At 70.9% G+C, this 22548-nt stretch carries 23 protein-coding genes; 12 read left to right on the top strand and 11 right to left on the bottom strand.

Features of this window, described 5'->3' with window-relative positions:
- Positions 1 to 64 precede the first annotated feature (64 nt).
- The gene (locus StrepF001_RS04985) at positions 65 to 667 is read right to left on the bottom strand and encodes a hypothetical protein (protein ID WP_129797031.1); all 603 of its coding nucleotides are present in this window, start codon (positions 665 to 667) and stop codon (positions 65 to 67) included.
- A gap of 230 nt (positions 668 to 897) precedes the next feature.
- Between StrepF001_RS04985 and StrepF001_RS04975 the strand changes: the two genes are divergently transcribed.
- A complete protein-coding gene (locus tag StrepF001_RS04975; protein ID WP_129797030.1) occupies positions 898 to 3696 on the top strand; it encodes a penicillin acylase family protein in 2799 nt (932 codons plus the stop codon).
- A 56-nt stretch (positions 3697 to 3752) separates the two neighbouring features.
- Here StrepF001_RS04975 and StrepF001_RS04970 read toward each other — a convergent pair whose 3' ends face one another.
- Positions 3753 to 4991 carry a DUF1343 domain-containing protein gene (locus StrepF001_RS04970; RefSeq protein WP_129797029.1) on the bottom strand — a complete coding sequence of 413 codons (1239 nt, stop codon included), beginning with the start codon at positions 4989 to 4991 and terminating at the stop codon, positions 3753 to 3755.
- 195 nt (positions 4992 to 5186) lie between these two features.
- On the opposite strand from StrepF001_RS04970, the gene StrepF001_RS04965 reads away from it, so the two are divergent.
- From StrepF001_RS04965 to StrepF001_RS04955, 3 genes are read left to right on the top strand one after another with little or no spacing between them, the layout of a single operon-like run.
- A complete protein-coding gene (locus StrepF001_RS04965; protein WP_129797028.1) occupies positions 5187 to 5951 on the top strand; it encodes an SDR family oxidoreductase in 765 nt (254 codons plus the stop codon).
- Positions 5948 to 7615 carry an AMP-binding protein gene (locus StrepF001_RS04960; protein ID WP_129797027.1) on the top strand — a complete coding sequence of 556 codons (1668 nt, stop codon included), beginning with the start codon at positions 5948 to 5950 and terminating at the stop codon, positions 7613 to 7615. Before StrepF001_RS04965 ends, StrepF001_RS04960 begins: the two co-directional genes overlap by 4 nt.
- A gap of 26 nt (positions 7616 to 7641) precedes the next feature.
- The gene (locus StrepF001_RS04955) at positions 7642 to 8235 is read left to right on the top strand and encodes a TetR/AcrR family transcriptional regulator (protein ID WP_129797026.1); all 594 of its coding nucleotides are present in this window, start codon (positions 7642 to 7644) and stop codon (positions 8233 to 8235) included.
- 50 nt (positions 8236 to 8285) lie between these two features.
- Here StrepF001_RS04955 and StrepF001_RS04950 read toward each other — a convergent pair whose 3' ends face one another.
- From StrepF001_RS04950 to StrepF001_RS04925, 6 genes are all read right to left on the bottom strand, one after another.
- A complete protein-coding gene (locus tag StrepF001_RS04950) occupies positions 8286 to 9500 on the bottom strand; it encodes an acyl-CoA dehydrogenase (RefSeq protein ID WP_129797025.1) in 1215 nt (404 codons plus the stop codon).
- Positions 9501 to 9506: 6 nt separating this feature from the next.
- Positions 9507 to 10529 (bottom strand): phosphotransferase family protein, encoded by a 1023-nt coding sequence (locus StrepF001_RS04945; protein WP_129797024.1) that lies wholly within the window; start codon positions 10527 to 10529, stop codon positions 9507 to 9509.
- Between the two features lie 174 nt (positions 10530 to 10703).
- The gene (locus StrepF001_RS04940) at positions 10704 to 11000 is read right to left on the bottom strand and encodes a hypothetical protein (protein ID WP_129797023.1); all 297 of its coding nucleotides are present in this window, start codon (positions 10998 to 11000) and stop codon (positions 10704 to 10706) included.
- Positions 11001 to 11133: 133 nt separating this feature from the next.
- A complete protein-coding gene (locus tag StrepF001_RS04935; RefSeq protein WP_129797022.1) occupies positions 11134 to 11457 on the bottom strand; it encodes a DUF202 domain-containing protein in 324 nt (107 codons plus the stop codon).
- On the bottom strand, positions 11454 to 11846 hold the full coding sequence (locus StrepF001_RS04930; RefSeq protein WP_129797021.1) for a DUF202 domain-containing protein: 393 nt from the start codon (positions 11844 to 11846) through the stop codon (positions 11454 to 11456). Before StrepF001_RS04930 ends, StrepF001_RS04935 begins: the two co-directional genes overlap by 4 nt.
- Before the next feature lie 31 nt (positions 11847 to 11877).
- The gene (locus StrepF001_RS04925; RefSeq protein ID WP_129797020.1) at positions 11878 to 12393 is read right to left on the bottom strand and encodes an NUDIX domain-containing protein; all 516 of its coding nucleotides are present in this window, start codon (positions 12391 to 12393) and stop codon (positions 11878 to 11880) included.
- 123 nt (positions 12394 to 12516) lie between these two features.
- Here StrepF001_RS04925 and StrepF001_RS04920 point away from each other — a divergent pair, with 123 nt between their 5' ends.
- Both StrepF001_RS04920 and StrepF001_RS04915 read left to right on the top strand, forming a co-directional pair.
- Complete coding sequence (locus StrepF001_RS04920) at positions 12517 to 13242, top strand: molybdopterin-dependent oxidoreductase (protein ID WP_129797019.1); 726 nt, start codon at positions 12517 to 12519, stop codon at positions 13240 to 13242.
- Positions 13226 to 13849, top strand: a complete 624-nt coding sequence (locus StrepF001_RS04915) for a cytochrome b/b6 domain-containing protein (protein ID WP_129797018.1) — start codon at positions 13226 to 13228, stop codon at positions 13847 to 13849. Before StrepF001_RS04920 ends, StrepF001_RS04915 begins: the two co-directional genes overlap by 17 nt.
- A 112-nt stretch (positions 13850 to 13961) precedes the next feature.
- Here StrepF001_RS04915 and StrepF001_RS04910 read toward each other — a convergent pair whose 3' ends face one another.
- Together StrepF001_RS04910 and StrepF001_RS04905 are read right to left on the bottom strand one after the other, a co-directional pair.
- Positions 13962 to 15359, bottom strand: a complete 1398-nt coding sequence (locus StrepF001_RS04910) for a gluconate:H+ symporter (protein WP_129797017.1) — start codon at positions 15357 to 15359, stop codon at positions 13962 to 13964.
- Positions 15360 to 15427: 68 nt separating this feature from the next.
- On the bottom strand, positions 15428 to 15955 hold the full coding sequence (locus StrepF001_RS04905; RefSeq protein WP_129797016.1) for a gluconokinase: 528 nt from the start codon (positions 15953 to 15955) through the stop codon (positions 15428 to 15430).
- A 141-nt stretch (positions 15956 to 16096) separates the two neighbouring features.
- On the opposite strand from StrepF001_RS04905, the gene StrepF001_RS04900 reads away from it, so the two are divergent.
- A complete protein-coding gene (locus StrepF001_RS04900) occupies positions 16097 to 16798 on the top strand; it encodes a FadR/GntR family transcriptional regulator (RefSeq protein ID WP_129797015.1) in 702 nt (233 codons plus the stop codon).
- Between the two features lie 25 nt (positions 16799 to 16823).
- On the opposite strand, the gene StrepF001_RS04895 is transcribed toward StrepF001_RS04900, so the two are convergent.
- Positions 16824 to 17246, bottom strand: a complete 423-nt coding sequence (locus tag StrepF001_RS04895; protein ID WP_129797014.1) for a YchJ family metal-binding protein — start codon at positions 17244 to 17246, stop codon at positions 16824 to 16826.
- 364 nt (positions 17247 to 17610) lie between these two features.
- Here StrepF001_RS04895 and StrepF001_RS04890 point away from each other — a divergent pair, with 364 nt between their 5' ends.
- From StrepF001_RS04890 to StrepF001_RS04870, 5 genes are read left to right on the top strand one after another with little or no spacing between them, the layout of a single operon-like run.
- Positions 17611 to 19476: a phage tail sheath C-terminal domain-containing protein gene (locus tag StrepF001_RS04890; protein ID WP_129797013.1), complete on the top strand. Its 1866-nt coding sequence runs from the start codon at positions 17611 to 17613 to the stop codon at positions 19474 to 19476.
- A 39-nt stretch (positions 19477 to 19515) separates the two neighbouring features.
- A complete protein-coding gene (locus StrepF001_RS04885) occupies positions 19516 to 20040 on the top strand; it encodes a phage tail protein (protein ID WP_121894385.1) in 525 nt (174 codons plus the stop codon).
- Positions 20041 to 20063: 23 nt separating this feature from the next.
- Entirely contained in the window at positions 20064 to 20786 is a 723-nt protein-coding gene (locus StrepF001_RS04880) for a hypothetical protein (protein ID WP_129797012.1), read from the top strand.
- The gene (locus StrepF001_RS04875; RefSeq protein ID WP_129797011.1) at positions 20779 to 21516 is read left to right on the top strand and encodes a hypothetical protein; all 738 of its coding nucleotides are present in this window, start codon (positions 20779 to 20781) and stop codon (positions 21514 to 21516) included. The genes StrepF001_RS04880 and StrepF001_RS04875 overlap by 8 nt, the downstream gene beginning before the upstream one ends.
- Positions 21517 to 21562: 46 nt before the next feature.
- Positions 21563 to 22426: a DUF4255 domain-containing protein gene (locus StrepF001_RS04870; RefSeq protein WP_129797010.1), complete on the top strand. Its 864-nt coding sequence runs from the start codon at positions 21563 to 21565 to the stop codon at positions 22424 to 22426.
- The last annotated feature ends 122 nt before the right edge of the window (positions 22427 to 22548 follow it).

Raw genomic sequence — 22548 nt, 5'->3', positions numbered from 1 at the left:
GCCTCCAACTGTCCTCTCTTTGCCCCTCTTTGCCCCCGTTGTCCCCCGTTGAGCACCCGTATCCTCAGGCGGACATCAGCAGTCGTTCGCGCCTGGCGTACGCCAGGGCCTCGGGCGTGAGCACGGGGCGCGGCACCAGGATCCCGCAGTCCGTGCAGACCGGCCCCGACGACGGTTCGTGGTCCAGGTCGTACTTCCAGACGAGGCGTTCCCCTCCGCACGCCGGGCACGCCGATCCGGGCTCGCGCTCCAACGCGGCGATCAGCCGGCGCAGTACCTCCGCCAGCGGCTCGACCGGGTGGAGCCGCGGGTCGTCGCACCAGGCGACGCCGAAACCGCCCCAGGTCAGCCGGTGCCAGTCGTCCACCGTGCCCGGCCTGCGCAGCCCGTCGTGCTTCTCCTTCTTGCGGCGCTCGGCGAACTCGACCTCGTAGGCCAGCCACACCGCCCGCGCCTCCTCCAGCTCCTCCAACGCGGCCACGAGCCGCGCCGGTTCGGGAGACCGGTCCTCCGGGCCGAATCCGGCCCGGGAGCACAAGTGGTCCCAGGTCGCCCTGTGTCCGTAGGGGGCGAACCGTTCAAGGCACTTGCGCAGCGAATAGCGCCGTAGCGCCAGATCGCACCGGGGGTCGCGTACCTGTCTCGCCAGACTCCGGAAACCGGCCATCGCCCTGCACCTCCGTCACACCTGCACCTGTACTTCGGTCACTTCGGCGTCGTCGTACGGACGTCTCCGAATAGACGTATCGACAAGCGAATCGGCTCCATCCGATGTCCTCCGTCTCCAACTGCCGCTCTGGCTGGTCCTTTCGACTCCCAAAAGTGACGCATGTTCATCTTCAAACTCGGGGATAACCGGCGGTAACATCCCGCCCACCCCCGTCGGGAGGAGCTGCCATGCCACGGCGCACCCCACGCAACGCGCTCGACAGACTGAGAACTCCCCGGAGATCCCTCGGGTTCCTGAAGACCGCATCCGTATGCGTCCTGATTGCCGGCCTTTTGTCCCCGCTGTCCCAGGCGGCCGCTGCCCCCGAGGCGCCTGCCGCCGATGCCGCGGCCGTCACCGACCACTGCGGCAACCGGTGTTCGGACATCCTGCCGCCCGGCCAGAACGGCAACGCCACCCTTGCACAGATCCTCCTCCACCAGGCCTTCGGCACCCAGCCCGCCCACGCCGAGGACCAACTCGGCCCGTACGCCTCTCTGGCCACCGGCTACTCCACGCTCACCGACGCCACGATCAACACCTTCTTCAACGACGCGTCGTTCGGGGTCCCCGCCGATCAGGTCGCCTCCACCGTCAAGCCTGCCGGCCGCAGCGACGTGACGATCGTCCGCGACAAGAAGACGGGCGTACCGCACATCACCGGTACCACTCGGTACGGCACGGAGTTCGGTGCCGGCTATGCGGCGGCTGAGGACCGGCTGTGGCTGATGGACGTCTTCCGTCATGTCGGGCGCGGACAGCTCACCTCCTTCGCCGGCGGCGCCGCCTCCAACCAGGGCCTCGAGCAGGAGTTCTGGCGCAACGCGCCCTACACCGAGGCCGATCTGCAGGCGCAGATAGACAACGCCGCCGCCTCGAACGGCGAGCGCGGCCGGCAGGCCCTCGCCGACGTCAACGCCTACGTCGACGGCATCAACGCCTACATCGACGCCTCCGACAGCGGCCGCTACTTCCCCGGCGAGTACGTCCTGACCGGCCACAAGGACTCCGTCACCAACGCCGGCACGATCGCGCACTTCAAGCCCACCGACCTGGTCGCGCTGGCCTCCGTCATCGGCGCGCTGTTCGGCTCCGGCGGCGGCGGTGAGGTGGGCAACGCGCTCTCGCTGCTCGCCGCCCAGTCCAAGTACGGCGTCACCGAGGGCACCAAGGTGTGGGAGTCCTTCCGGGAGCGCAACGACCCCGAGGCCGTCCTCACCGTTCACGACGGCAGCTTCCCGTACGGCCGGAAGCCCGCCGACCCACAGGGCGAGGCCCTGCCCGACGCCGGTTCGGTGACCCGCGAGGAGCTCGTCTTCGACCGTACGGGCAGCGCGGCTTCCCCGGGTGCCACCGGCGCCTCGGCCGACGCCGCCGCGAACGCCGTCACCTCCGCCAAGCGCGGAATGTCCAACGCCCTGGTGGTGAGCGGCGAGCACACCGCGAGCGGTCACCCGGTTGCCGTCTTCGGCCCGCAGACCGGCTACTTCGCTCCGCAGCTGCTGATGCTCCAGGAGATCCAGGGCCCGGGCATCAGCGCCCGCGGCGCGTCCTTCGCGGGCCTGAGCTTCTACGTCGAACTCGGCCGCGGCCAGGACTACGCCTGGAGCGCGACCACCTCCGGCCAGGACATCATCGACACGTACGCAGTCGAGCTGTGCCAGGACGACCACCACTACCTGTACCGCGGCACCTGTACGCCGATGGAGAAGGTCGAGCAGAAGAACGCCTGGAAGCCGACCGTGGCCGACGGCACCGCCGCCGGTTCGTACACGATGCGCGTCTGGCGCACGAAGTACGGCCCGGTCACCCATCGCGCGACCGTCGACGGCAAGAAGGTCGCCTACACCACCCTGCGCTCCTCCTTCCTGCACGAGGCCGACTCCATCATCGGTTTCCAGATGCTGAACGACCCCGATCACGTCAAGGGCCCGGAGAGCTTCCAGAGCGCGGTGCAGCACATCAACTACACCTTCAACTGGTTCTACGCCGACTCCGAGCACACCGCGTACTACAACAGCGGCGACAACCCGGTGCGCGCGAACGGCGTCGACGCCGAGTTCCCGGCCTGGGCGCAGCCGGCGTACGAATGGCGGAACTGGAACCCGGACACCAACACCGCCTCCTACACACCGCCTTCCCAGCACCCGAACTCGATCGACCAGGACTACTACATCTCCTGGAACAACAAGCAGGCCGAGGACTACGCCGCCGCGCCCTGGGGCAACGGGTCGGTGCACCGCGGCAATCTGCTGGACGACCGGGTGAAGAAGCTGGTGGACGCCGGTGGCGTGACGCGCGCCTCGCTGGTGAAGGCGATGGCGGAGGCGGGGCTCGCCGACCTGCGCGCTCAGGACGTGCTGCCGAAGCTGCTGAAGGTGATCAACAGCTCGCCGGTGACGGACCCGGCGGCCGCGGCGGCGGTGAGCAAACTGTCCGCGTGGGTGTCGGCCGGGGCACGGCGTACGGAGACCTCGGCCGGTTCGCGCACCTACGCCCATGCCGACGCGATCCGCATCCTGGACGCCTGGTGGCCGCTGCTGGTGAAGGCCGAGTTCGAACCCGGCCTCGGCAGCGACCTGTACAGCGCCTTCACCGCCAACCTCCCGGTCGACGAGTCCCCGTCGGCCGCCCACGGCCCGACCGGCGCACACGCCGGAAGCGCCTACCAGTACGGGTGGTGGAGCTATGTCGACAAGGACATCCGGTCGGTGCTCGGCGAGCAGGTGCAGGGGCCGCTGGCCAGGACGTACTGCGGCGACGGCAGCCTCAGCGCCTGCCGGGACACCCTGATCAGCACCTTGAAGGAGGCGGCCGGCCGGACCGCCGCCCAGGTCTACCCCGGTGACGACGCCTGCTCGGCGGGCGACCAGTGGTGCGCCGACTCGGTCGTCCACCGCGCGCTCGGCGGCATCGGTCACCGCGGAATCAGCTGGCAGAACCGGCCGACGTACCAGCAGGTCGTGGAGTTCACCTCACACCGGTGACCCTCGTCCGGCGCGGCGGTGGTCCGACACGGCCCGCCGCGCCGGACCGGCGCCGCTCAGCGATAGAGCAGGTACTCCCTGCGTACCCGCCGGAACGCCGCCAGTTCCTCCTGCCAGCCCGCCACCACCTCGCCGGCGCTCGCACCGGCGTCGATCATCGTGCGGACGAGGGTGGAGCCGGTCAGCTTGTCGATCCAGTTGTCGGAGCGCCAGGCAAATCCGCTCCAGACCTTCCTGGCCGTCACGAGGAGGGCGACTCCGGTGCGCACCGGGTCGAAGGCGTTCCGGTCGTGCACGTGGAGCTGCACGCCTCCGACGGTCTTCCCCTGGAACTTGGAGAAGGTGGGCGCGAAGTACGCCTCCCTGAAGTGCACACCCGGCAGGGCGAGTTCGTTCGCGGCGGCGGCCCAGCGTCCGTCGATGCCCTCGGCGCCGAGCAGTTCGAACGGGCGGGTGGTGCCGCGCCCTTCGGAGAGGTTGGTGCCCTCGAAGAGACACGTTCCCGCGTACACGAGGGCGGTGCCGGGCGTCGGCATGTTGGGGCTCGGCGGCACCCATGGCAGCCCGGCGGCGTCGTAGAACTCCGACCGCTTCCAGCCGGTCATCCGTACGGTGTCCAGTTCCACCGGCGCGGTCAGGAACTCCTCGTTGAACAGCCGCGCCAGTTCCGCGACCGTCATCCCGTGCGCCTGGGAGATCGGTTGCCGGCCGACGAACGTCGCGAACTCCTTGTGCAGCACCGGTCCTTCGGCCGACCGCCCGGTCACCGGGTTCGGGCGGTCCAGCACGACGAACCGCTTGCCCGCGAGCCTGGCCGCCTCCATGCAGTCGTAGAGGGTCCAGATGTACGTGTAGAAGCGTGCGCCGACGTCCTGGATGTCGAAGACGACGGTGTCCACGTTCGACGCCGTGAAGATGTCGGCGAGGGGCTGACCGCTCTTCAGGTACGTGTCGTACACCGGCAGCCCGGTCGCCGGGTCGTCGTAGCGGCCCTCGGAGCCGCCGGCCTGGGCGGTGCCGCGGAAACCGTGCTCCGGGCCGAAGACGGCGGTCAGGTTCACCCGGTCGTCGGCATGCATGACGTCGACGATGTGGCGTACGTCGCGGGTGATGCCGGTGGGGTTGGTGACGATGCCGGTGCGCTGGCCGCTGAGCTGCGCATAGGAGCTTGCGGCAAGGTTCTCGAATCCGGTACGGAGTTGCCTGCGGCGCTCGGCCGAGTGGGCGGGGGATGCGGCGGTGAGGGCGGTTGCTGCCGTTGTCGCTGCGAGTAGGGCTCGTCTGGATAGGCGCATGGGGGGCACGGTATTGCTGCTGCAGGTTGTGGGGAAGGTACCGGTAGTTCGTGGCTGGTCGCGCCCGCGCGGCGGAGCCGCATATCGATACAGCCCCGCCCCCCTGAGGCGTTGCCGGTGCCCTTCCTTTACTACATACCGACCGGTTAGTCTGGCGGTCCGCAGAGCCGTGTCGTGTCGTGTCGAAGGAGACCGATGGTGGAAGCCGTGCAGGGTGCCGGAGTCGTCGTCACCGGAGCAGGGGGCGGGATCGGGGCCGCCCTGGCCCGTCGGTTCGCCGCCGAAGGGGCGCGTGTCGTCGTCAACGACCTGGATGCCGGCAAGGCCGAGGCGGTGGCCGAGGAGATCGGCGGCATCGCCGTCCCCGGCGACGCCTCCGCGATCGTCGGCACGGCGCGGGACGCGCTCGGTGGCACGGTCGACGTCTACTGCGCCAACGCCGGCGTCGCCTCCGGCGGTTCCGAGGCGGCCGGCGAGGACGTCTGGGCGCTCGCCTGGGACGTCAACGTGATGGCTCACGTCCGTGCAGCGCAGGCGCTGCTGCCGGACTGGCTGGAGCGCGGCAGCGGGCGTTTCGTGTCCACCGTCTCCGCCGCCGGGCTGCTCACCATGATCGGCGCCGCGCCCTACGCCGTCACCAAGCACGGCGCCTATGCCTTCGCCGAGTGGCTGTCCCTGACCTACCGCCACCGGGGCCTGAAGGTCCACGCGATCTGCCCGCAGGGTGTGCGCACCGACATGCTGGCCGGTACCGGCAGCGCGGGTGACCTGGTGCTGGTGCCGACCGCGATCGAGCCCGAGGACGTGGCGGACGCCCTCTTCAAGGGCATCGAGGAGGACCGCTTCCTGATCCTGCCGCACCCCGAGGTCGCCGGGTACTACCAGGCCCGGGCCACCGACCCGGACCGCTGGCTGACCAGCATGAACCACATCCAGCAGAAGTGGGAGGCGGCGCGGTGACCGGCTCCAGGTACGAGGCCAAGCCCTGGCTGGACCTGCTCGACGACGCCCAGCGCGCCCCGATCGACCCCGCCGGCTCCCTGGTGCACGCCCTGCGCAGGGTCATGGGCGAAGCGCCGGACCGTACGTTCCTCGCCTACTTCGACGGGCGCCTGACGTACCGCGACGTCGACGAGCTCACCGATTCCGTCGCCGGGCACCTCGCCGCGCGCGGTCTGGAGCGCGGCGACCGGGTCGCCGTCCTGTTGCAGAACTCACCGCACTTCGTGCTTGCCGTGCTCGGCGCCTGGAAGGCGGGCGCGGTCGTCGTGCCGGTCAACCCCATGTACAAGGCGGGGGAGGTCGGCCATGTCCTGCGGGACGGCGAGGTGGCCGCGCTGATCTGCTCCGACCGGGCCTGGGAGTCGTATCTGCGCGACACGGCGGCGGACTCGCCGGTGCGGATCGTGCTCACCGCCTGTGAGTTGGACTTCCAAACCCGGCAGGACGCGCGCGTGCTGGGCTTCGAGCGGCTGCCGCAGGCCCCGGACGCCGACGACCTCACGGCCGTCGCCCGGCAGGGGCACAAGGCGCCGGAGGGCCGCGATCCGGGCCCGGGCGACATCGCGCTGATCAGCTACACCTCGGGCACCAGCGGCACCCCCAAGGGCGCCACCAACACCCACGGCAACATCATGTACAACGCCGAGCGGCAGCGGACCGGCCTCGGGCTGCCCGAGGCGCCGGTCTACTTCGCGATGGCGCCGCTGTTCCACATCACCGGCATGGTGTGCCAGTTCGGCGCCTGCCTCAACAGTGCGGGCACGCTGGTGCTGGCGTACCGGTTCGAGGCGGGCGTCGTGCTCGACGCGTTCGCCGCGCACCGGCCGCACTACACGGTCGGCCCGTCCACCGCCTTCATGGCGCTGGCCGCCCACCCGTCCGTCACCCCGGACCACTTCTCCTCCTTCCGGGTCATCTCCTCCGGCGGCGCTCCACTGCCGCCCGCCCTGGTGGAGAAGTTCCGCGCCGGCTTCGGTCCGTACATCCGCAACGGCTACGGGCTCACCGAGTGCACCGCCCCCTGTGCCTCCGTCCCGCCCGGCCGGGAGGCGCCCGTCGACCCGGCGTCGGGGACGCTGGCCGTGGGTGTGCCGGGGCCGGACACCGTCGTACGCATCGTCGACGACCGGGGGGCGGAGATGCCGTTCGGGGAGCAGGGTGAGATCGTCGTCCGTGGGCCCCAGGTCGTGCCCGGCTACTGGCGGCGCCCCGACGCCACCGCCGAGACCTTCCCCGACGGCGAGCTGCGCACCGGGGACATCGGGTTCATGGACGCCGAGGGCTGGCTGTATGTCGTCGACCGCAAGAAGGACATGATCAACGCGTCCGGCTTCAAGGTGTGGCCGCGCGAGGTCGAGGACGTGCTCTACACCCACCCGGCGGTACGCGAGGCGGCCGTCGTCGGCGTCCCCGACGGGTACCGCGGTGAGACGGTCAAGGCCTACATCAGCCTCCGTCCGGGGGCCGATCCGGACCCGGATGCGCTCGCCGCGTACTGCAAGGAGAGACTGGCCGCTTACAAGTACCCGCGGCAGGTGGAGATCCTGCCCGACTTGCCGAAGACGGCGAGTGGGAAGATCCTCCGTCGGGAATTGCGTTCCCGTTCACACGAAAGTCAGTAGGACATCACGGAAGGCAGGTGGCGGCAGTGCCCAGGACGACGGACGGGGACGGGGCTCCTGTGCCGCAGCGGCTGCTGGCCGCCGCCACCCGGCTCTTCGCGGAGCGGGGTTACGACCGCACCTCGGTGCAGGAGATCGTCGAGGCGGCCGGCGTCACCAAGGGGGCGCTGTACCACTACTTCGGCTCCAAGGACGACCTTCTGCACGAGGTGTACGCCCGCGTGCTGCGCGTCCAGCAGGAGCGTCTCGACGCCTTCGCGGACGCCGACGAGCCGGTGGAGCAGCGGCTGCGGGCCGCCGCGGCCGACGTCGTGGTCACGACGATCGAGAACCTCGACGACGCTATGATCTTCTTCCGCTCCATGCACCACCTGAGCCCGGAGAAGAACAAGCAGGTGCGCGCGGAGCGCCGCCGCTATCACGAACGCTTCCGTGCACTGATCGAGGAGGGCCAGGAGGCGGGCGTCTTCTCCAAGGAGACCCCGGCGGACCTGGTGGTGGACTACCACTTCGGGTCCGTGCACCACTTGTCGACCTGGTACCGGCCCGACGGTCCGCTCAGCCCGCAGGAGGTCGCCGACCAGCTGGCGGATCTGCTGCTGCGTGCGCTGCGACCCTGAACGTGGAAGTAAGGGGCGCCCTCCAGGGAGGGCGCCCCTTACCCATGCGCTCACAGGTATTTCTTCAGCTCCCGCCGCGCCAGCGACCGCTGGTGCACCTCGTCGGGGCCGTCGGCGATCATCAGCGTCCGTGCACCGGCGTACAGCTCGGCCAGCGGGAAGTCCTGGCTCACACCGCCCGCACCGTGCAGCTGGATCGCCTTGTCGAGGATGCCGACGACCGTGCGGGGCGTGGCGATCTTGATGGCCTGGATCTCCGTGTGGGCGCCCCGGTTGCCGACCGTGTCCATCATCCAGGCCGTCTTCAGTACCAGCAGGCGCAGCTGCTCCACGGCGACCCGTGCGTCCGCGATCCAGTTGTGGACCACACCCTGCTGGGCCAGCGGCTTGCCGAAGGCCGTGCGGGAGACGGCCCGTCGGCACATCAGCTCGATCGCCCGCTCGGCCATGCCGATCAGCCGCATGCAGTGGTGGATCCGGCCGGGACCGAGCCGGGCCTGGGCGATGGCGAAGCCGCCGCCCTCCTCGCCGATCAGGTTCGACACCGGCACGCGCGCGTGGTCGAAGATCACCTCGGCGTGGCCGCCGTGCCAGTGGTCCTCGTAGCCGAAGACCTGCATGGCGCGCTTGACAGTCACGCCGGGTGTGTCGCGAGGGACCAGGACCATGGACTGCTGACGGCGGATGTCCGCCCCGTCGGGGTCCGTCTTGCCCATCACGATGAAGATCCTGCAGTCCGGGTTCATCGCCCCGGAGATGTACCACTTGCGGCCGGTGATGACGTACTCGTCGCCGTCCCGCTCGATGTGCGTGGTGATGTTGGTGGCGTCGGAGGAGGCCACCTCCGGCTCGGTCATCGCGAACGCCGACCGGATCTCACCGGCGAGCAGCGGCTGGAGCCACTGCTTCTTCTGCTGCTCGTCACCGAACTGCGCGAGCACCTCCATGTTCCCGGTGTCCGGCGCGGCGCAGTTCGTCGCGGTCGGCGCGAGCTGCGGGGAGCGGCCGGTGATCTCGGCGAGCGGAGCGTACTGGAGGTTGGTCAGCCCGGCGCCGTGCTCGGCGTCGGGCAGGAAGAGGTTCCACAGGCCCCGGCGGCGCGCCTCGGTCTTCAGCTCCTCGACGATCGGCGGGGTGTCCCACGGCGAGGCGAGCCGCTCACGCTGCTCGTGGGCGACCTGCTCGGCCGGATACACGTACTCGTCCATGAAGGCGAGCAGCTTGGCGCGCAGCTCCTCGGTGCGCGCGTCGAAAGCGAAGTCCATGGCGGATCAGCCTTCCTGAAGGGTGGTCAGGCCGTGCTCGATGAAGACGGGAACCAGGTCGCCGATGCGGTCGAAGCCGCGCCCGACGGTCTGGCCGAGGGTGTAGCGGTAGTGGATGCCCTCCAGGATCACGGCGAGCTTGAACCAGGCGAACGCCGTGTACCAGGAGATCGCCGAGACATCGCGCCCGGAGCGGGCGGCGTACCGCTCGACGATCTCGGCCGGATCCGGGTGCCCAGGGGCCTCGGCGGTGGTGGAGACGGGCGAGTCGGACATGCCCAGCGGCATGCTGTACATCACGAGCAGGCCCAGGTCGGTCAGCGGATCCCCGAGCGTGGACATCTCCCAGTCCAGCACCGCCGTGATCCGGTCGTTCTCGCCGATCAGGACGTTGTCCAGCCGGTAGTCGCCGTGCACGACGGCCGGCGCGGGGGAGTGGGGCAGCTCCCGGCCGAGGGCGGCGTGCAGTTCGTCGATGCCGGCCAGGTCGCGGTTGCGGGAGGCGTCCAGCTGCTTGCCCCAGCGGCGCAGCTGCCGGTCCAGGAAGCCCTCGGGCCGGCCGAAGTCGGCGAGCCCGACCTCGTCGGGGTCGACCGCGTGCAGGTCGACGAGCGTGTCCACCAGCGACAGCACCGCGCCCCGGGTGCGCTCCGGGCCGAGCGGGGCGAGCTGCTCGGCGGTGCGGTACGGGGTGCCGGGCACGAACTCCATGACGTAGAACGGCGCTCCGAGCACCTCCTCGTCCTCGCACAGCAGCACCGGACGCGGCACCGGCACCTTCGTCCGGTGCAGGGCGCTGATCACCCGGTGTTCGCGCTTCATGTCGTGCGCGGTGGCCAGGACATGACCGAGCGGCGGCCGTCGTACGACCCACTGCGACACGCCGTCGGAGACGATGTACGTGAGGTTCGACCGTCCGCCCTCGATCAGCCGGCCGGTCAGCGGGCCGCGCACCAGGCCGGGCCGCTCACGGTCGAGCAGGCCGCGCAGCCGGTCGGGATCGAGGCCTGGCGGGTGGTCGGCAACCATCGTCGCTCCTACGGACGTGTGAACAGGACCCGACTTATGATGCCGACCGGTCGGTATGTAGTCCAGAGCATCGCCTGAACGTGATCGGAGCCACGATAGGCCGACAGCTCCCCGCGTGGGTCGGCGGGGAGCTGTCGAGGGGTGATTGTCGGCCAGTGCCGGGGCGTCAGGACCTCAGTGGTCGTCCCAGTGGTCGCCGTGCGCGGCGTGCCGGTGGCCGTCGTGGAGGTAGTCGACGTGGTCGCCGTGCTGGACCCGCATGTGGCCGCAGTCCTCGCCGTGCCGGTGGTCGTGCCCCTCGTGGGCGGTGTGCGCGGCGGGCTCGCACTCGTCCCAGTGGCCGTCGTGGGCGCGGTGCAGATGGCCGTCGTGCGCGTAGTCGATGTGGTCGCCGTGCGGCACCTCGGCGTGCCCGCAGGCGGGGCCGTGGGTGTGCGTGTGGGAGGTGTGTTCCTGGTGCAGGGTGGTCATGGCGCTCACCTTCGGGTGCGGGTGATGACGACGGACAGGCTGCCACGCGAACGGAACATATCCGGGCATCCGGCATGCGTGGCGCCCGAGTACCCCACCCGCGGCTGACCGGTGCCTGTCCGGCGGTCAGGACCTAGAGGACCAGCGCGGAGGCGCAGGCGGCCAGGGCGACCGTGCACAGGGCCGCGGCCGCGGCGTACCGGGGTGTGAGGGCCGTGGGGCGGTCGGTCGCCGCGAGCGCGTGGATCCGGCGGTGGGCGACCAGCAGGAAGCCCAGCCAGAGGGCACAGCACAGGGCACCGACGACGAGCCGGGTGGCCGACGCCCCGCCGTGCAGTGCGGTCCGCACGGCGAGTACGGCGGCGACGGTGCCCGACAGCGTGGTGCGCCGCCAGGCGAGCCGGGTCCGCTCCGGTTGCAGTCCCGGATCCCGCTCCGGGGCGGCGACGGCGCTCATCCCTCCCACCCGACCAGCACGACCACGACCATCGCGACGGCCACCACCGCGACGACCAGGCTCAGCAGCGCCGGGAACCGTGACACCGGCAGGTCCTCGCCCCGGCGCATGGCGCGCTCGCAGCGCATCCAGTGGTTGACCGCCCGCAGGGAGCACAGCACGCCCGCCGCGAGCAGCGCGAGCGCAAGCCCGACCCGCCAGCCCCGGCTCAGGTCCGGCAGGAACTGGTCCACCGCGAAACCGCCGCCGATCAGCGCGAGTGCGGTGCGCAGCCAGGCCAGGAAGGTGCGCTCGTTCGCCAGCGAGAACCGGTAGTCGGGCGTGACGCCCTCCGCCCGGATCCGCTGGGGTGCGAACCACAGGCGGACGTTCCGTACGAGTTCGATCACGTGCACGACCCTATCGGGGTGCGCGGTCGGATCAGCCCGCCGACCGGTAGGCGCTCAGGCGCGCGTAGGCCGCCAGGCCGTCCGGGACCCACTGCCATTCCGTGAGACGCCGCTCGATCTCCTGCTCGGGCAGGAAGTCGTGCCAGGCGACCTCCTCCACCTGCGGCTGGACCGGCAGGTCGCAGCGCACCTCGTAGACGGCGGACCACCAGCTGTGGCCGGCCCCGTTGTCGTACAGGAACTTGAACAGGTACGCGGGACGCGGTAGCCCGGTGACGCCGAGTTCCTCCTCGGCCTCGCGCAACGCCGCATCGTCGTAGGCCTCGCCCGCGCCGACGACGCCGCCGACGAACATGTCGTACAAGGAGGGGAAGACGAGCTTGGCCGGCGTGCGGCGGTGGACGAAGATCCGGCCTGCCGCGTCCCGGGCCTGGACGAACACGCACCGGTGACGCAGACCCTGCGCGTACACCTCCCCGCGCGGGGCCTGCCCGACGACGCGGTCGTGTTCGTCGACGATGTCGAGGATCTCGTCAGCAGCGCTCATGGGGCCATCCAAGCAGGGGGGGAGCGGTGGTTTCGGCAGCGGTGGTCGAGCGGGGGTTACGGAATTCTGACGGGCGTCCGCGCTCCCTGGCGGCGCCGGGGTCCCGGGTGCTCGAATGGCTGGGTGAATACCGGACAACCCGAGCAGGAGGGCAGGCCGATCGGCCGTCGCGTCCTGCTCGGCACCCTCGGCCTGGGTGCCCTCGGCGTGGTGGCCGCGCCCACCCTGCAGCGCGGACTGGAGTCCTTCCTCGGCAGCGCCGCGGACAAGGACCCCACCGGCCTGACCGGCCTGCTGCCCAACGGCGGCGGCTTCCGCTACTACTCGGTCGCCTCCTCCGTACCGCACAAGAACGCCACGACCTACCGCCTCACCGTCGACGGACTGGTGGACCGACCGCGCACCTACATGCTGGCCGACCTGCGCGCCCTGCCGCAGACCCGGATGGTGCGCGACGTGCAGTGCGTCACCGGGTGGCGGGTCCCGGACACACCGTTCGAGGGGGTGCGCCTGTCCCGGCTCCTGGACGCCGCGGGAGTGCGCCCGTCGGCCGGGGCGGTGCGCTTCACCTGCTTCGACGGCACCTACTCCGAGAGCCTCACCCTCGACCAGGCCCGCCGCGCCGACGTCCTGGTGGCCCTGCGCATGCAGGACGAGGATCTCAGTCACGCCCACGGCGGACCCGTACGCCTCTATGTGGCCCCCATGTACTTCTACAAGTCCGCGAAATGGCTCTCCGGCATCACCGTCACCGAAGACGTGCGGCCGGGCTACTGGGAAGAGCGGGGCTACGACATCGACGCCTGGGTGGGCCGTTCGAACGGGCGGGACGATGAGCCTACGAGCTGACGCCCCCGCAGCCGCTACGACGGTCCGCCGGTTCAGCAGGGCCGAGCGGTGGGTGCACCGGACGACGGCCGCGCTGATGGGCGTGTGCGTGCTGACCGCGGCCTGTCTGTACATCCCCGAGCTCGCGGAGCTGGTCGGCCGCCGTGCCCTCGTCGTCACCGTCCACGAGTGGGCGGGGCTCGCCCTGCCCGTGCCCGTGCTGGCCGGCCTCGCCTCCCGGGCCTTCCGCGGTGACCTGCGGCTGCTGAACCGCTTCGGCCCGCACGACCGGGTCTGGCTGCGCGCCGCGCTGCGCCGGGACAAGCGGCGCGCGGCGCGTCCGGCGGGGAAGTTCAACGCCGGGCAGAAGATCTACGCTGCCTGGATCGCCGGGGCGACGCTGGTGATGCTCGGCACCGGCCTGATCATGTGGTTCACCCACCTCACCCCGCTGGTGTGGCGCACCAGCGCGACCTTCGTCCACGACTGGCTGGCCCTCACCATCGGCATCGTCCTCGCCGGGCACATCGGCATGGCGCTGGCGGATCCGGAGGCCCGGCGGGGGATGCGGACCGGGTCGGTGAGCGGGGAGTGGGCGGAGCGGGAGCATCCGCTCTGGCGACGCTGAGCTCCGGCCTACCGCAGGAAAACACCCGGGCCCGGGGCGGTTGCCCCGGGCCCGGGTCCGGCCGGTGGCCGGACTGTGTGCGGCTGCTCTGTGGCTGTCCCGGGGACAGCCGCTATATGACCAGGGACAGCAGCAGCACCAGCGCACCCGCGACCACCGAGATGATCGTCTCCATGATCGACCAGGTCTTGATCGTCTGGCCGACGTTCAGCCCGAAGTACTCCTTCACCAGCCAGAAGCCGGCGTCGTTGACATGGCTGAAGAAGAGCGAACCGGCGCCGATGGCCAGAACCAGCAGGGCGGCGTGCGTGGTGGACATGTCGGCCGCGAGCGGGGCGACCAGTCCGGCCGCCGAGATGGTCGCGACGGTTGCCGAACCGGTCGCCAGCCGGATCGCCACCGCGATCAGCCAGGCCAGCAGCAGGGCCGGGATCGACCAGTCCTCGGAGATGTCCAGGACCATCTGACCCACACCGGAGTCGATCAGCGTCTGCTTGAAGCCGCCGCCGGCGCCGACGATCAGCAGGATGCCCGCGATGGGCGCGAGGCCCTTCTCGACGATCGACGAGATCCGCTCCTTGGAGAACCCGGCGGGGCGGCCCAGCGTGAAGATGCCGACGAGCACGGCGGCGAGCAGGGCGATCAGCGGGGAGCCGGCCACGTCGAAGACGCGCTGCACGGTGTTCTCGGGGTCGTCGATGATGATGTCGACGAGGGCCTTGGAGAGCATCAGCACGACCGGCAGCAGGATGGTCGCCAGCGTGGCGCCGAAGCTGGGCCGCTTCTCCAGTTCCTCGGACGCCCGCTGCGGGATCATCCGGTCCGGGGCCGGGACGTCCACCCAGCGGGCGGCGTACTTCGAGAACACCGGACCGGCGATGATCACCGTCGGGATCGCGACGAGCACGCCGAGCGCCAGGGTCACACCGAGGTTGGCGCCCACCGCGTCGATCGCGACCAGCGGACCGGGGTGCGGCGGGACCAGGCCGTGCATGACCGACAGGCCCGCGAGCGCCGGGATGCCGATGCGCATCAGGGAGTAGTTGCCGCGCTTGGCGACCATCAGCACGACCGGGATCAGCAGGACGACGCCGACCTCGAAGAACAGCGGCAGACCGATCACGGAGGCGATGAGGACCATCGCCCACGGCATCGAGCGGCCGTTCGCCTTGGCGAGGATCGTGTCGACGATCTGGTCGGCGCCGCCGGAGTCGGCGAGCATCTTGCCGAGGATCGCACCGAGGGCGATCAGCACTCCCACGCCGGCGACCGTGGAGCCGAGGCCGGTGGTGAAGCTGGTGATGGCCTTGTCGAGCGGTGCCCCGGCGAAGGCGCCGAGCGCCAGCGACCCGATGGTCAGCGCCAGGAAGGCGTGAAGCTTGAACTTGGTGATCAGCAGGACGATGAGCGCGATACCCGCCAGCACGGCGATGCCCAGCTGGGCGTGGCCGGCCGAGGTGATCGGCTCGACGGTGTCCGCTGCCAGCATCTCGACGCTGAGTCTGGTCACGGGGGTTCCCTTGTCAGTGGAGGGGATGGGGAGGGGAGGGGGTACTGCGAGGGGGTACTGCGGGAGTTCTACGAGGTCTGCGGGGCCGTCTGCTCCAGCCCGTCCAGCGCGGCCAGGGCGCGCTCGGTGATCTCTTCGGGCGTGCCGGAGACGTCGACGGCGACTCCGGTCTCGTCCGGCTGGAGCGGCTGAAGCGTGGCGAACTGCGAGTCCAGCAGGGCCGTCGGCATGAAGTGACCCTGCCGGTGCGCCATCCGGTCCTCGATGAGGGCCCGGTCGCCGGTGAGGTGCACGAACACGATGTCGGGGGCCGCGGCCCTGAGCCGGTCGCGGTACGACCGCTTCAGCGCCGAACTGCTGACCACCCCGCCCAGCCCGGCCCGCCCGTGCGCCCAGGCGCCGATGGCGTCCAGCCAGGGCCACCTGTCGTCGTCGTCGAGCGGGGTACCGGCCGACATCTTGGCGATGTTGGCCTGGGGGTGGAAGTCGTCGCCCTCGGCATAGGGAACGCCGAGCCGGGCGGCGAGCAGCGGACCGATCGTGGTCTTGCCCGTTCCGGCGACGCCCATCACCACGACGACGTGGGGGGTACGCATGTCTGCCTCGCTGTCTACCTCGACATACGACGTCGCTTCCGACGTCGGCCAAATGAAACCTTTTAGGTACGACGAATTCAAGAGCCTGTGACAAATAAGTCTGACTTTTTGTTCCCGTGATCCGGCACGTACGCTGAGTGCATGAGCACACCGGGCCGGGGGCTGCACGGCCAAGTACTGGACACCCTCGGCCCCGAGATCACCGCGGGTGAGTACCCGCCGGGCAGCGTTCTGCGCACCGACGAGCTGGCCCAGCGCTTCGATGTGTCGCGCTCCGTGATGCGCGAGGCGGTCCGCGTGCTCGAGTCCATGCACCTGGTCGAGTCCCGCCGCCGGGTGGGCGTCACGGTCCGCCCCAGGTCGGAGTGGAACGTCTACGACCCGCAGGTCATCCGCTGGCGACTGGCCGGCGCCGACCGGCCCCACCAGCTGCGCTCGCTCACGGTGCTGCGCTCGGCGGTCGAACCGGTCGCCGCGGGGCTCGCCGCCAGGAACGCCACCGCCGAGCAGTGCAAGGAGCTCACCGAGTGCGCCCTGGGCATGGTCGCGCACTCACGCGGTCACCAGCTGGAGGGCTACCTCTTCCACGACATCGCCTTCCACCGGGTGATCCTCAACGCCTCCGGCAACGAGATGTTCGCCCGCCTGGGCGATGTCGTCGCCGAGGTGCTGACCGGTCGTACCCAGCACGACGTGATGTTCGAGGATCCCGACCCGGCCGCCGTCACCCTGCACGTCAAGCTCGCGGAGGCGGTCCGGGAGCGCGACGCCGCCCGCGCGGAGGAGCTGACCCGGGAGATCGCGGTGGGCGCGCTTCAGGAGCTGGACATCCTGGCGCCCTGACGGCCGCGCTGCAGTCGGCCGCTCCTCAGTCGAGGAAATCCCCGTCGACGTACACCCACGCCCCGTCGACCCGCTCGAACCGGCTCCGCTCGTGCAGTGCCCCGCCCTTGAACGACGCCCGGAAGGTCACGGTCCCGGTCGTGTGGAACGCGGTCCCGTCGCCGGTGTCGAGGATCTCCAGGCCGGTCCACCGCATACCGGGCTCGAACTCGACCCGCGGCGGGCGCGTCCGTGGATGCCAGGTCCGCAGCAGATAGCCCTCGTCCCGTTTCACGAAAGCGCTGTAGCGCGACCGCATGAGCGCCTCGGCGGTCGGCGCCGAGGCCGTACCCCGATGAAATCGGCCACAGCACATCTCGTATGTCTCCGCAAGACCGCAAGGGCACGAAGGGTTGTGCGAAGGGGTGGAGGGGTGTGGCCGGCGGGGCCTGGCGGGGCGTCGGGACATGCGCTCCATTCTGCTGCAACACCGGCTGTGCAGAAGCGGTGGATCACCCGCCCCGACACGCGCACATCGTGTGCGAGTCATGTTCGCCGCCCTTCATCGAACCTCCCCCAGGGCTGGCGTGAACACGCCTTGCTAGAGCAACTCCTCACTCTCCAAGGTGGGTTGAGCACTCGAGCATCAGGAGTCACAAGCGTGCGCTTGGGCCGGGCGACCGACCGCCCGGGGTGCTGACGGGGGAACTGATGCGGTACGCGTGATCACTGTCGCCCGTGTGGGTGGCGTTCTGGCGCACCGGTCCGGAAAGTCTTCCTCTGTCATCTCTTGGTGCCTTCGTCCGGTGCCCGAGACAGGGATTGGAGGGGGAATGCCGACGAATGCAGTGAGCGCCGCCCGGCCGACGTATCCAGGCGTCTACGTCGAAGAGCTTCCCAGCAGCAGCCGCACCATCTCCGCCGTGACCACGTCGGTGACCGCGTTCGTCGGTCACACCCGGCGTGGTCCGCTCAACGAACCGGTGCGCGTCACCGGCTCCGCCGAGTTCGAGCGCCGCTTCGGGGGCTTGAGCTCGCAGAGCGCCGTCGCCTACGCGGTGCACCAGTTCTTCGCGGGCGGCGGCAGCGTCGCCGTGATCGTCCGGGTCGCCAAGGCCGGCAGCGGAAAGGCTGCCTGCGTCGTCCTGGAGTCCACCGAGGGCCACAGCGAGAGCCGCGTTCTCGAGGTCCACGCCAAGGAACCCGGAGTCTGGGGCAACGGCCTGCGCGTCGCCGTCGACTACGACACGCCCCACCCCGACGAGACCTTCAACCTGCGGGTGTACGACGCCAAGGGCGACACCCGCGAGAGCTTCACCGGCCTGTCCATGGACACCGGGCACGGCCGCTACGCGTCCACGGTGATCAACGCGGGCTCGCGCCTCATCCGCGTCGACGCCGTCGGCGAGGGCCGCCCCGACCCGTCCGGCACCGTCTCCAAGCCGTTCGGGGACGAGCTGCCGAACCTGGAGGTCGACCTCACCGTCAAGATCGGCGACGTGGAGCGCGAGTTCCGGCTCCACGACCCCGACTGCGACGGCGAAGCCCCGTCCGGTGTCGCCGAGTTGGCGCTGTTGCTGGAGCGCAAGCTGCGCGCCCTGCCCGACGCGCCGGGCAAGCACGCCTTCGCCGGCGCCGAGGTGACCGCCTTCGGCCGGCGTATCCAGGTCGTCGCCGGTTCCACCGACCCCGAGGACGTCGTCCGCTTCCTCGGCGAGTGCGCCAACGACCTGGGCCTGGAGGCCTCCGTCAACCCGCCGGTGTTCCCGCTGGACGGCGGCGAGGACGGCGCGGCGCCCGGACCGCGCGACCTCATCGGCTCCGAGGCCGACAAGACCGGCATCCAGGCCCTGCGCGGCGTCGCCGACGTCAACCTGCTGGCGCTGCCCGAGCTGGCCTCCTACGAGAAGACCGAGGACATGCTCACCGTCGTCTCGGCGGCCCAGCGGCTGTGCCAGGAGCGACGGATCTTCCTGCTCGTCGACGCCCCGAGCACCTGGGTCAGTGTGGACACGGCCCGCGCGGGGCTCGCCGCCTTCGACGCCGTGCGCGGTGACCACGCCGGCCTGTACTTCCCGCACCTCCAGCTCACCGACCCGCTCACCGGGCGGCTGCGCTCCTTCCCGCCGTCCGGCGCGGTCGCCGCGGTCTTCGCCCGCACCGACTCCGAGCGCGGTGTGTGGAAGGCGCCGGCGGGCACCGAGGCGCGGCTCGCGGGCGTGCACTCGCTCACCGTCGAGCTGACCGACCGGGAGACGGGGCTGCTCAACCCGCTCGGCGTCAACTGCCTGCGCACCTTCCCGCTGACCGGCCCGCTGGTGTGGGGCGCGCGCACCCTCGCCGGCTCCGACGCGCTCGACAGCGAGTGGAAGTACGTGCCCGTGCGCCGGCTCGCGCTGCATGTGGAGGAGAGTCTGCAACGCGGCCTGCAGTGGGTCGTGTTCGAGCCCAATGACGAGTCGCTGTGGCAGCAGATCCGGCTGAGCGCCTCCTCGTATCTGCACACGCTCTTCCGTCAGGGCGCGTTCAAGGGCAGCACGCCGCGCGAGGCCTACTTCGTCAAGTGCGACCACGAGACGACGACGGACGAGGACGTGGCAAACGGCGTCGTGAACGTGCTGGTGGGCATCGCGCCCGTGCGGCCGGCCGAGTTCGTGATCGTCAGGATCCAGCAGACGTCCGGGCAGTTCGCGCTCTGATCGCGCTCATGGAAAACCGAGGAATGCCGAGGAATTGCGATGGCTGAGTTCACGGTCAACGCCCATCGTTTCGACCCGTACAAGAACTTCAAGTTCCTGGTCCTGTGGGACGGTCGTACGGTCGCGGGCATCAGCAAGATCAGTCCCCTGAAGCGGACCACCGAGGTCGTCAAGCACCGGCACGGCGGTGACCCCTCCTCGCCGCGCAAGTCGCCGGGCCGCTCGGAGTTCGAGGGCATCACCCTGGAGCGCGGGGTCACCCACGACCCCGAGTTCGACCGCTGGGCCAACAAGGTCTGGCAGGTCGGGGCCGGTCTCGGCGCCGAGGTGTCCCTCGCCGACTTCCGCAAGGACATCGTCATCCAGGTCCTCAACGAGGCGGGCCAGGTCGCCGTCTCGCACAAGCTGTACCGGACCTGGCCCAGCGAGTACCAGGTCCTGGGCGAGCTGGACGCCAACGCCAACGCGGTGGCCATACAGTCGCTGAAGCTCGAGTGCGAGGGCTGGGAGCGGGACTACGAGGTGCCCGAGCCGGAGGAGCCCTCGTTCCTGAACCCGGCCTGAACTGAAGGAGGTTGGGGGAGCTGATGGCTGGGGCGGCCGATCTGCTGGCCATCTGGGAGGCGGGACTCGCCGAGGCGTCCGCCGGGCGCGCGCTGCTGCTGCACCGCACCGCGCGCCCGGACCTCGACACCCGGGCACTGCCCGCCCTTCCGGTGGGTGAGCGCGAGGCGGACCTGTTCGCACTGCGCCGAGCCCTGTTCGGCGAGCGCATGCAGGTGCGGCTCGACTGCGCGCAGTGCGGGGCGGACATGGAGTTCGACCTGGACGCCGGGGAGTTCGCCCGCTCGGCCGGAGTCCGCGGTGACACGCTCGTACGGGTCGCCCACGACGGCTGGGAGGTCGAGTTCCGGCTGCCCGGCGCCGGCGACCTGACCGCGGCGGCGCGGGACGTGGATCCGCGCGGGGCGCTGCTCGCGCGCTGCCTCGTCTCGGCGGTGCACGACGGGGCGGCAGTCACCGCCGACGCCCTGCCCGCACCCGTGCAGCGCCGGATCGCCGAGGCGGTGGAGGCCGCCGACCCGGGGGCCGACGTGACGCTCAACGTGGCCTGCCCCGAGTGCGGGCGGGCCACCCGGGCCGAGCTGGACATCGCCTCGTACCTGTGGACCGAACTCGACTCCTGGGCGAGGGACCTGCTCCTCGACGTCCATCTGCTCGCCACCGCGTACGGCTGGAGCGAGCCGGAGATCCTGGCGCTCAGCCCGCTGCGGCGCCGCTACTACCTGGAGATGTGCGCCGATGTCTGAGTCCACGCCCGGCTCCGAGGTGCCCGACTTCCTCGACCGGCTGATCGCCCGGCACACGCCGGCCGCCACCGGCCCGCGCCCGGATGTGGTGCGGGTCCGGCCTCGGCTGCCCGGCCCGTTCGAACGGATCGAGGCGGTACGGGCGCGGAACGCGGGCGAGGACGCCGAGCCGGTGTGGCCCTCTTCGACGCCGTCCGCCGCACCCCGCACGGACACCCCACGTGCGGCTTTGGCCGCCCGCGCGGCACGGCTGCACACGGAACGCGAGCGGACCGTCGTACGCACCGAACGACCGCCCGCCGACCCGGCGCAGCCCCCCGCGCCACCGGCCGTGGCAGAGGCGCCGCTGCTGCGCCCGGTGGCGCCGGTCGTGCCGGGCCCCCGGCCGGTCCCGGATGCCGGGCGGCGTACGCCGGGCCGCCCGGAGCGCGCCGCCCCGACCGCGGCGTCCGTACCCATCCCCCCGGGTACGGACGCCGCTTCCCCCGCCGCGCCGGCCGCCCCACGGCCCAGGGCGGCGGACACGGTGGCGGCACGCGAGGCCGTACGGCAGGCCGCGGCCCGCCGGTCGGCGCGGGCGCCCGAGCAGGTGGTGCAGGTGCAGATCGGGCGGCTCGAGGTGACCGCGGCACCGTCGCCGTCCGGCGGCGCTCGGCAGCGGACGCCCGGGACCGAGCGGCCGGGCGCGACGGTGAGCCTCGCGGAGTACCTGGCCCGGGGGCGTGAATGAGCCGCACAGGAAGCATCAGGACGACAGGGACCGAGGAACTCACGCCATGAGCAACGCACTTGCCATCGCCCATGTGACCCAGGCCCTCGCCCTGCTCATCGAGTCCCACATCGGACCCGAGACCGACATGGCGGTGAAGGTCGAACCGCGCAAGCCACCGGCCGACCCGTCCGTCGAGCAGCCCACCATCTCGGTCTTCCTCTACCAGGTCACGCCCAACACCTCACAGCGCAACAACGACCTGCCCACCCGCACCGCCGACGGCACGCTGGTCAAACGGCCCGCCGCCGCACTCGACCTGCACTACCTGATCAGCGCCTACGGCGACGAGACGGAACTCGTCGGGCAGCGCCTGATCGGCTCCGTGGTGCGCACCCTGCACGAGACACCGATCCTGCCGAAGGATGTCATCGAACTCGCCGGTGAGAAGCCGTACTTGGCGGGCAGCGACCTCGTCGAGGCGGCGCAGCGGGTGCGGTTCACGCCGACGGCGATGGACGTCGACGAGACGTCGAAGCTGTGGGGGATGCTCCACCAGACGCCGTACGCACTGTCGGTCGTCTATCAGGCGGCGCTGGTCTTCATCGACGGGCGTGAGACGCCGGTGCCGCGGAAGCCGGTCGAACGGACGGATGTGCGGGTGCTGCCGTTCGGGGCGCCGGGCGCGCCGGTCCCTCCGGGGAGGGAGCGGAGCAATGACGAGCCGTCAGGCCCTGTTCCGGGGACGGAGGATGCGAAGGACGAAGCACCGGCCGTCGCCAAGAAGACCGAGAAGCCTGTCGCCAAGAAGGCCGCGAAGGCCGTCGCCAAGACGTCGGCGCGCACCCGTAGGACGACCTCCCGCACTCCTCGGCCGGCCCGCCCCGGCCCACGGAACTCGGACGGCGCGGGCGAGAACACGGAGAAGTGACACGGGATGAGCGCGACGGGGGCAGGTGAGGACATGGGTGCACACGAGCCGAACGCGGCCGGCGAGCGGGACAGCGGCACGACGCTGATCGCGGAGATCGGGCGCGTCCTGGCCCGCGTCGA

This window comes from Streptomyces sp. F001, from assembly GCF_004187715.1.
GTDB lineage: Bacteria > Actinomycetota > Actinomycetes > Streptomycetales > Streptomycetaceae > Streptomyces > Streptomyces flavusporus.
Note: the sequence above shows the minus strand (reverse complement) of the source record. Positions and strands in the feature narration are given on the sequence as shown.

Coding starts and splice junctions, on each gene's coding strand:
- StrepF001_RS04985 (WP_129797031.1), bottom strand. CDS start 667: ATGGCCGGTTTCCGGAGTCTGGCGAGACAGGTACGCGACCCCCGGTGC.
- StrepF001_RS04975 (WP_129797030.1), top strand. CDS start 898: ATGCCACGGCGCACCCCACGCAACGCGCTCGACAGACTGAGAACTCCC.
- StrepF001_RS04970 (WP_129797029.1), bottom strand. CDS start 4,991: ATGCGCCTATCCAGACGAGCCCTACTCGCAGCGACAACGGCAGCAACC.
- StrepF001_RS04965 (WP_129797028.1), top strand. CDS start 5,187: ATGGTGGAAGCCGTGCAGGGTGCCGGAGTCGTCGTCACCGGAGCAGGG.
- StrepF001_RS04950 (WP_129797025.1), bottom strand. CDS start 9,500: ATGGACTTCGCTTTCGACGCGCGCACCGAGGAGCTGCGCGCCAAGCTG.
- StrepF001_RS04945 (WP_129797024.1), bottom strand. CDS start 10,529: ATGGTTGCCGACCACCCGCCAGGCCTCGATCCCGACCGGCTGCGCGGC.
- StrepF001_RS04940 (WP_129797023.1), bottom strand. CDS start 11,000: ATGACCACCCTGCACCAGGAACACACCTCCCACACGCACACCCACGGC.
- StrepF001_RS04935 (WP_129797022.1), bottom strand. CDS start 11,457: ATGAGCGCCGTCGCCGCCCCGGAGCGGGATCCGGGACTGCAACCGGAG.
- StrepF001_RS04925 (WP_129797020.1), bottom strand. CDS start 12,393: ATGAGCGCTGCTGACGAGATCCTCGACATCGTCGACGAACACGACCGC.
- StrepF001_RS04915 (WP_129797018.1), top strand. CDS start 13,226: ATGAGCCTACGAGCTGACGCCCCCGCAGCCGCTACGACGGTCCGCCGG.
- StrepF001_RS04905 (WP_129797016.1), bottom strand. CDS start 15,955: ATGCGTACCCCCCACGTCGTCGTGGTGATGGGCGTCGCCGGAACGGGC.
- StrepF001_RS04900 (WP_129797015.1), top strand. CDS start 16,097: ATGAGCACACCGGGCCGGGGGCTGCACGGCCAAGTACTGGACACCCTC.
- StrepF001_RS04895 (WP_129797014.1), bottom strand. CDS start 17,246: ATGTCCCGACGCCCCGCCAGGCCCCGCCGGCCACACCCCTCCACCCCT.
- StrepF001_RS04890 (WP_129797013.1), top strand. CDS start 17,611: ATGCCGACGAATGCAGTGAGCGCCGCCCGGCCGACGTATCCAGGCGTC.
- StrepF001_RS04885 (WP_121894385.1), top strand. CDS start 19,516: ATGGCTGAGTTCACGGTCAACGCCCATCGTTTCGACCCGTACAAGAAC.
- StrepF001_RS04880 (WP_129797012.1), top strand. CDS start 20,064: ATGGCTGGGGCGGCCGATCTGCTGGCCATCTGGGAGGCGGGACTCGCC.
- StrepF001_RS04875 (WP_129797011.1), top strand. CDS start 20,779: ATGTCTGAGTCCACGCCCGGCTCCGAGGTGCCCGACTTCCTCGACCGG.
- StrepF001_RS04870 (WP_129797010.1), top strand. CDS start 21,563: ATGAGCAACGCACTTGCCATCGCCCATGTGACCCAGGCCCTCGCCCTG.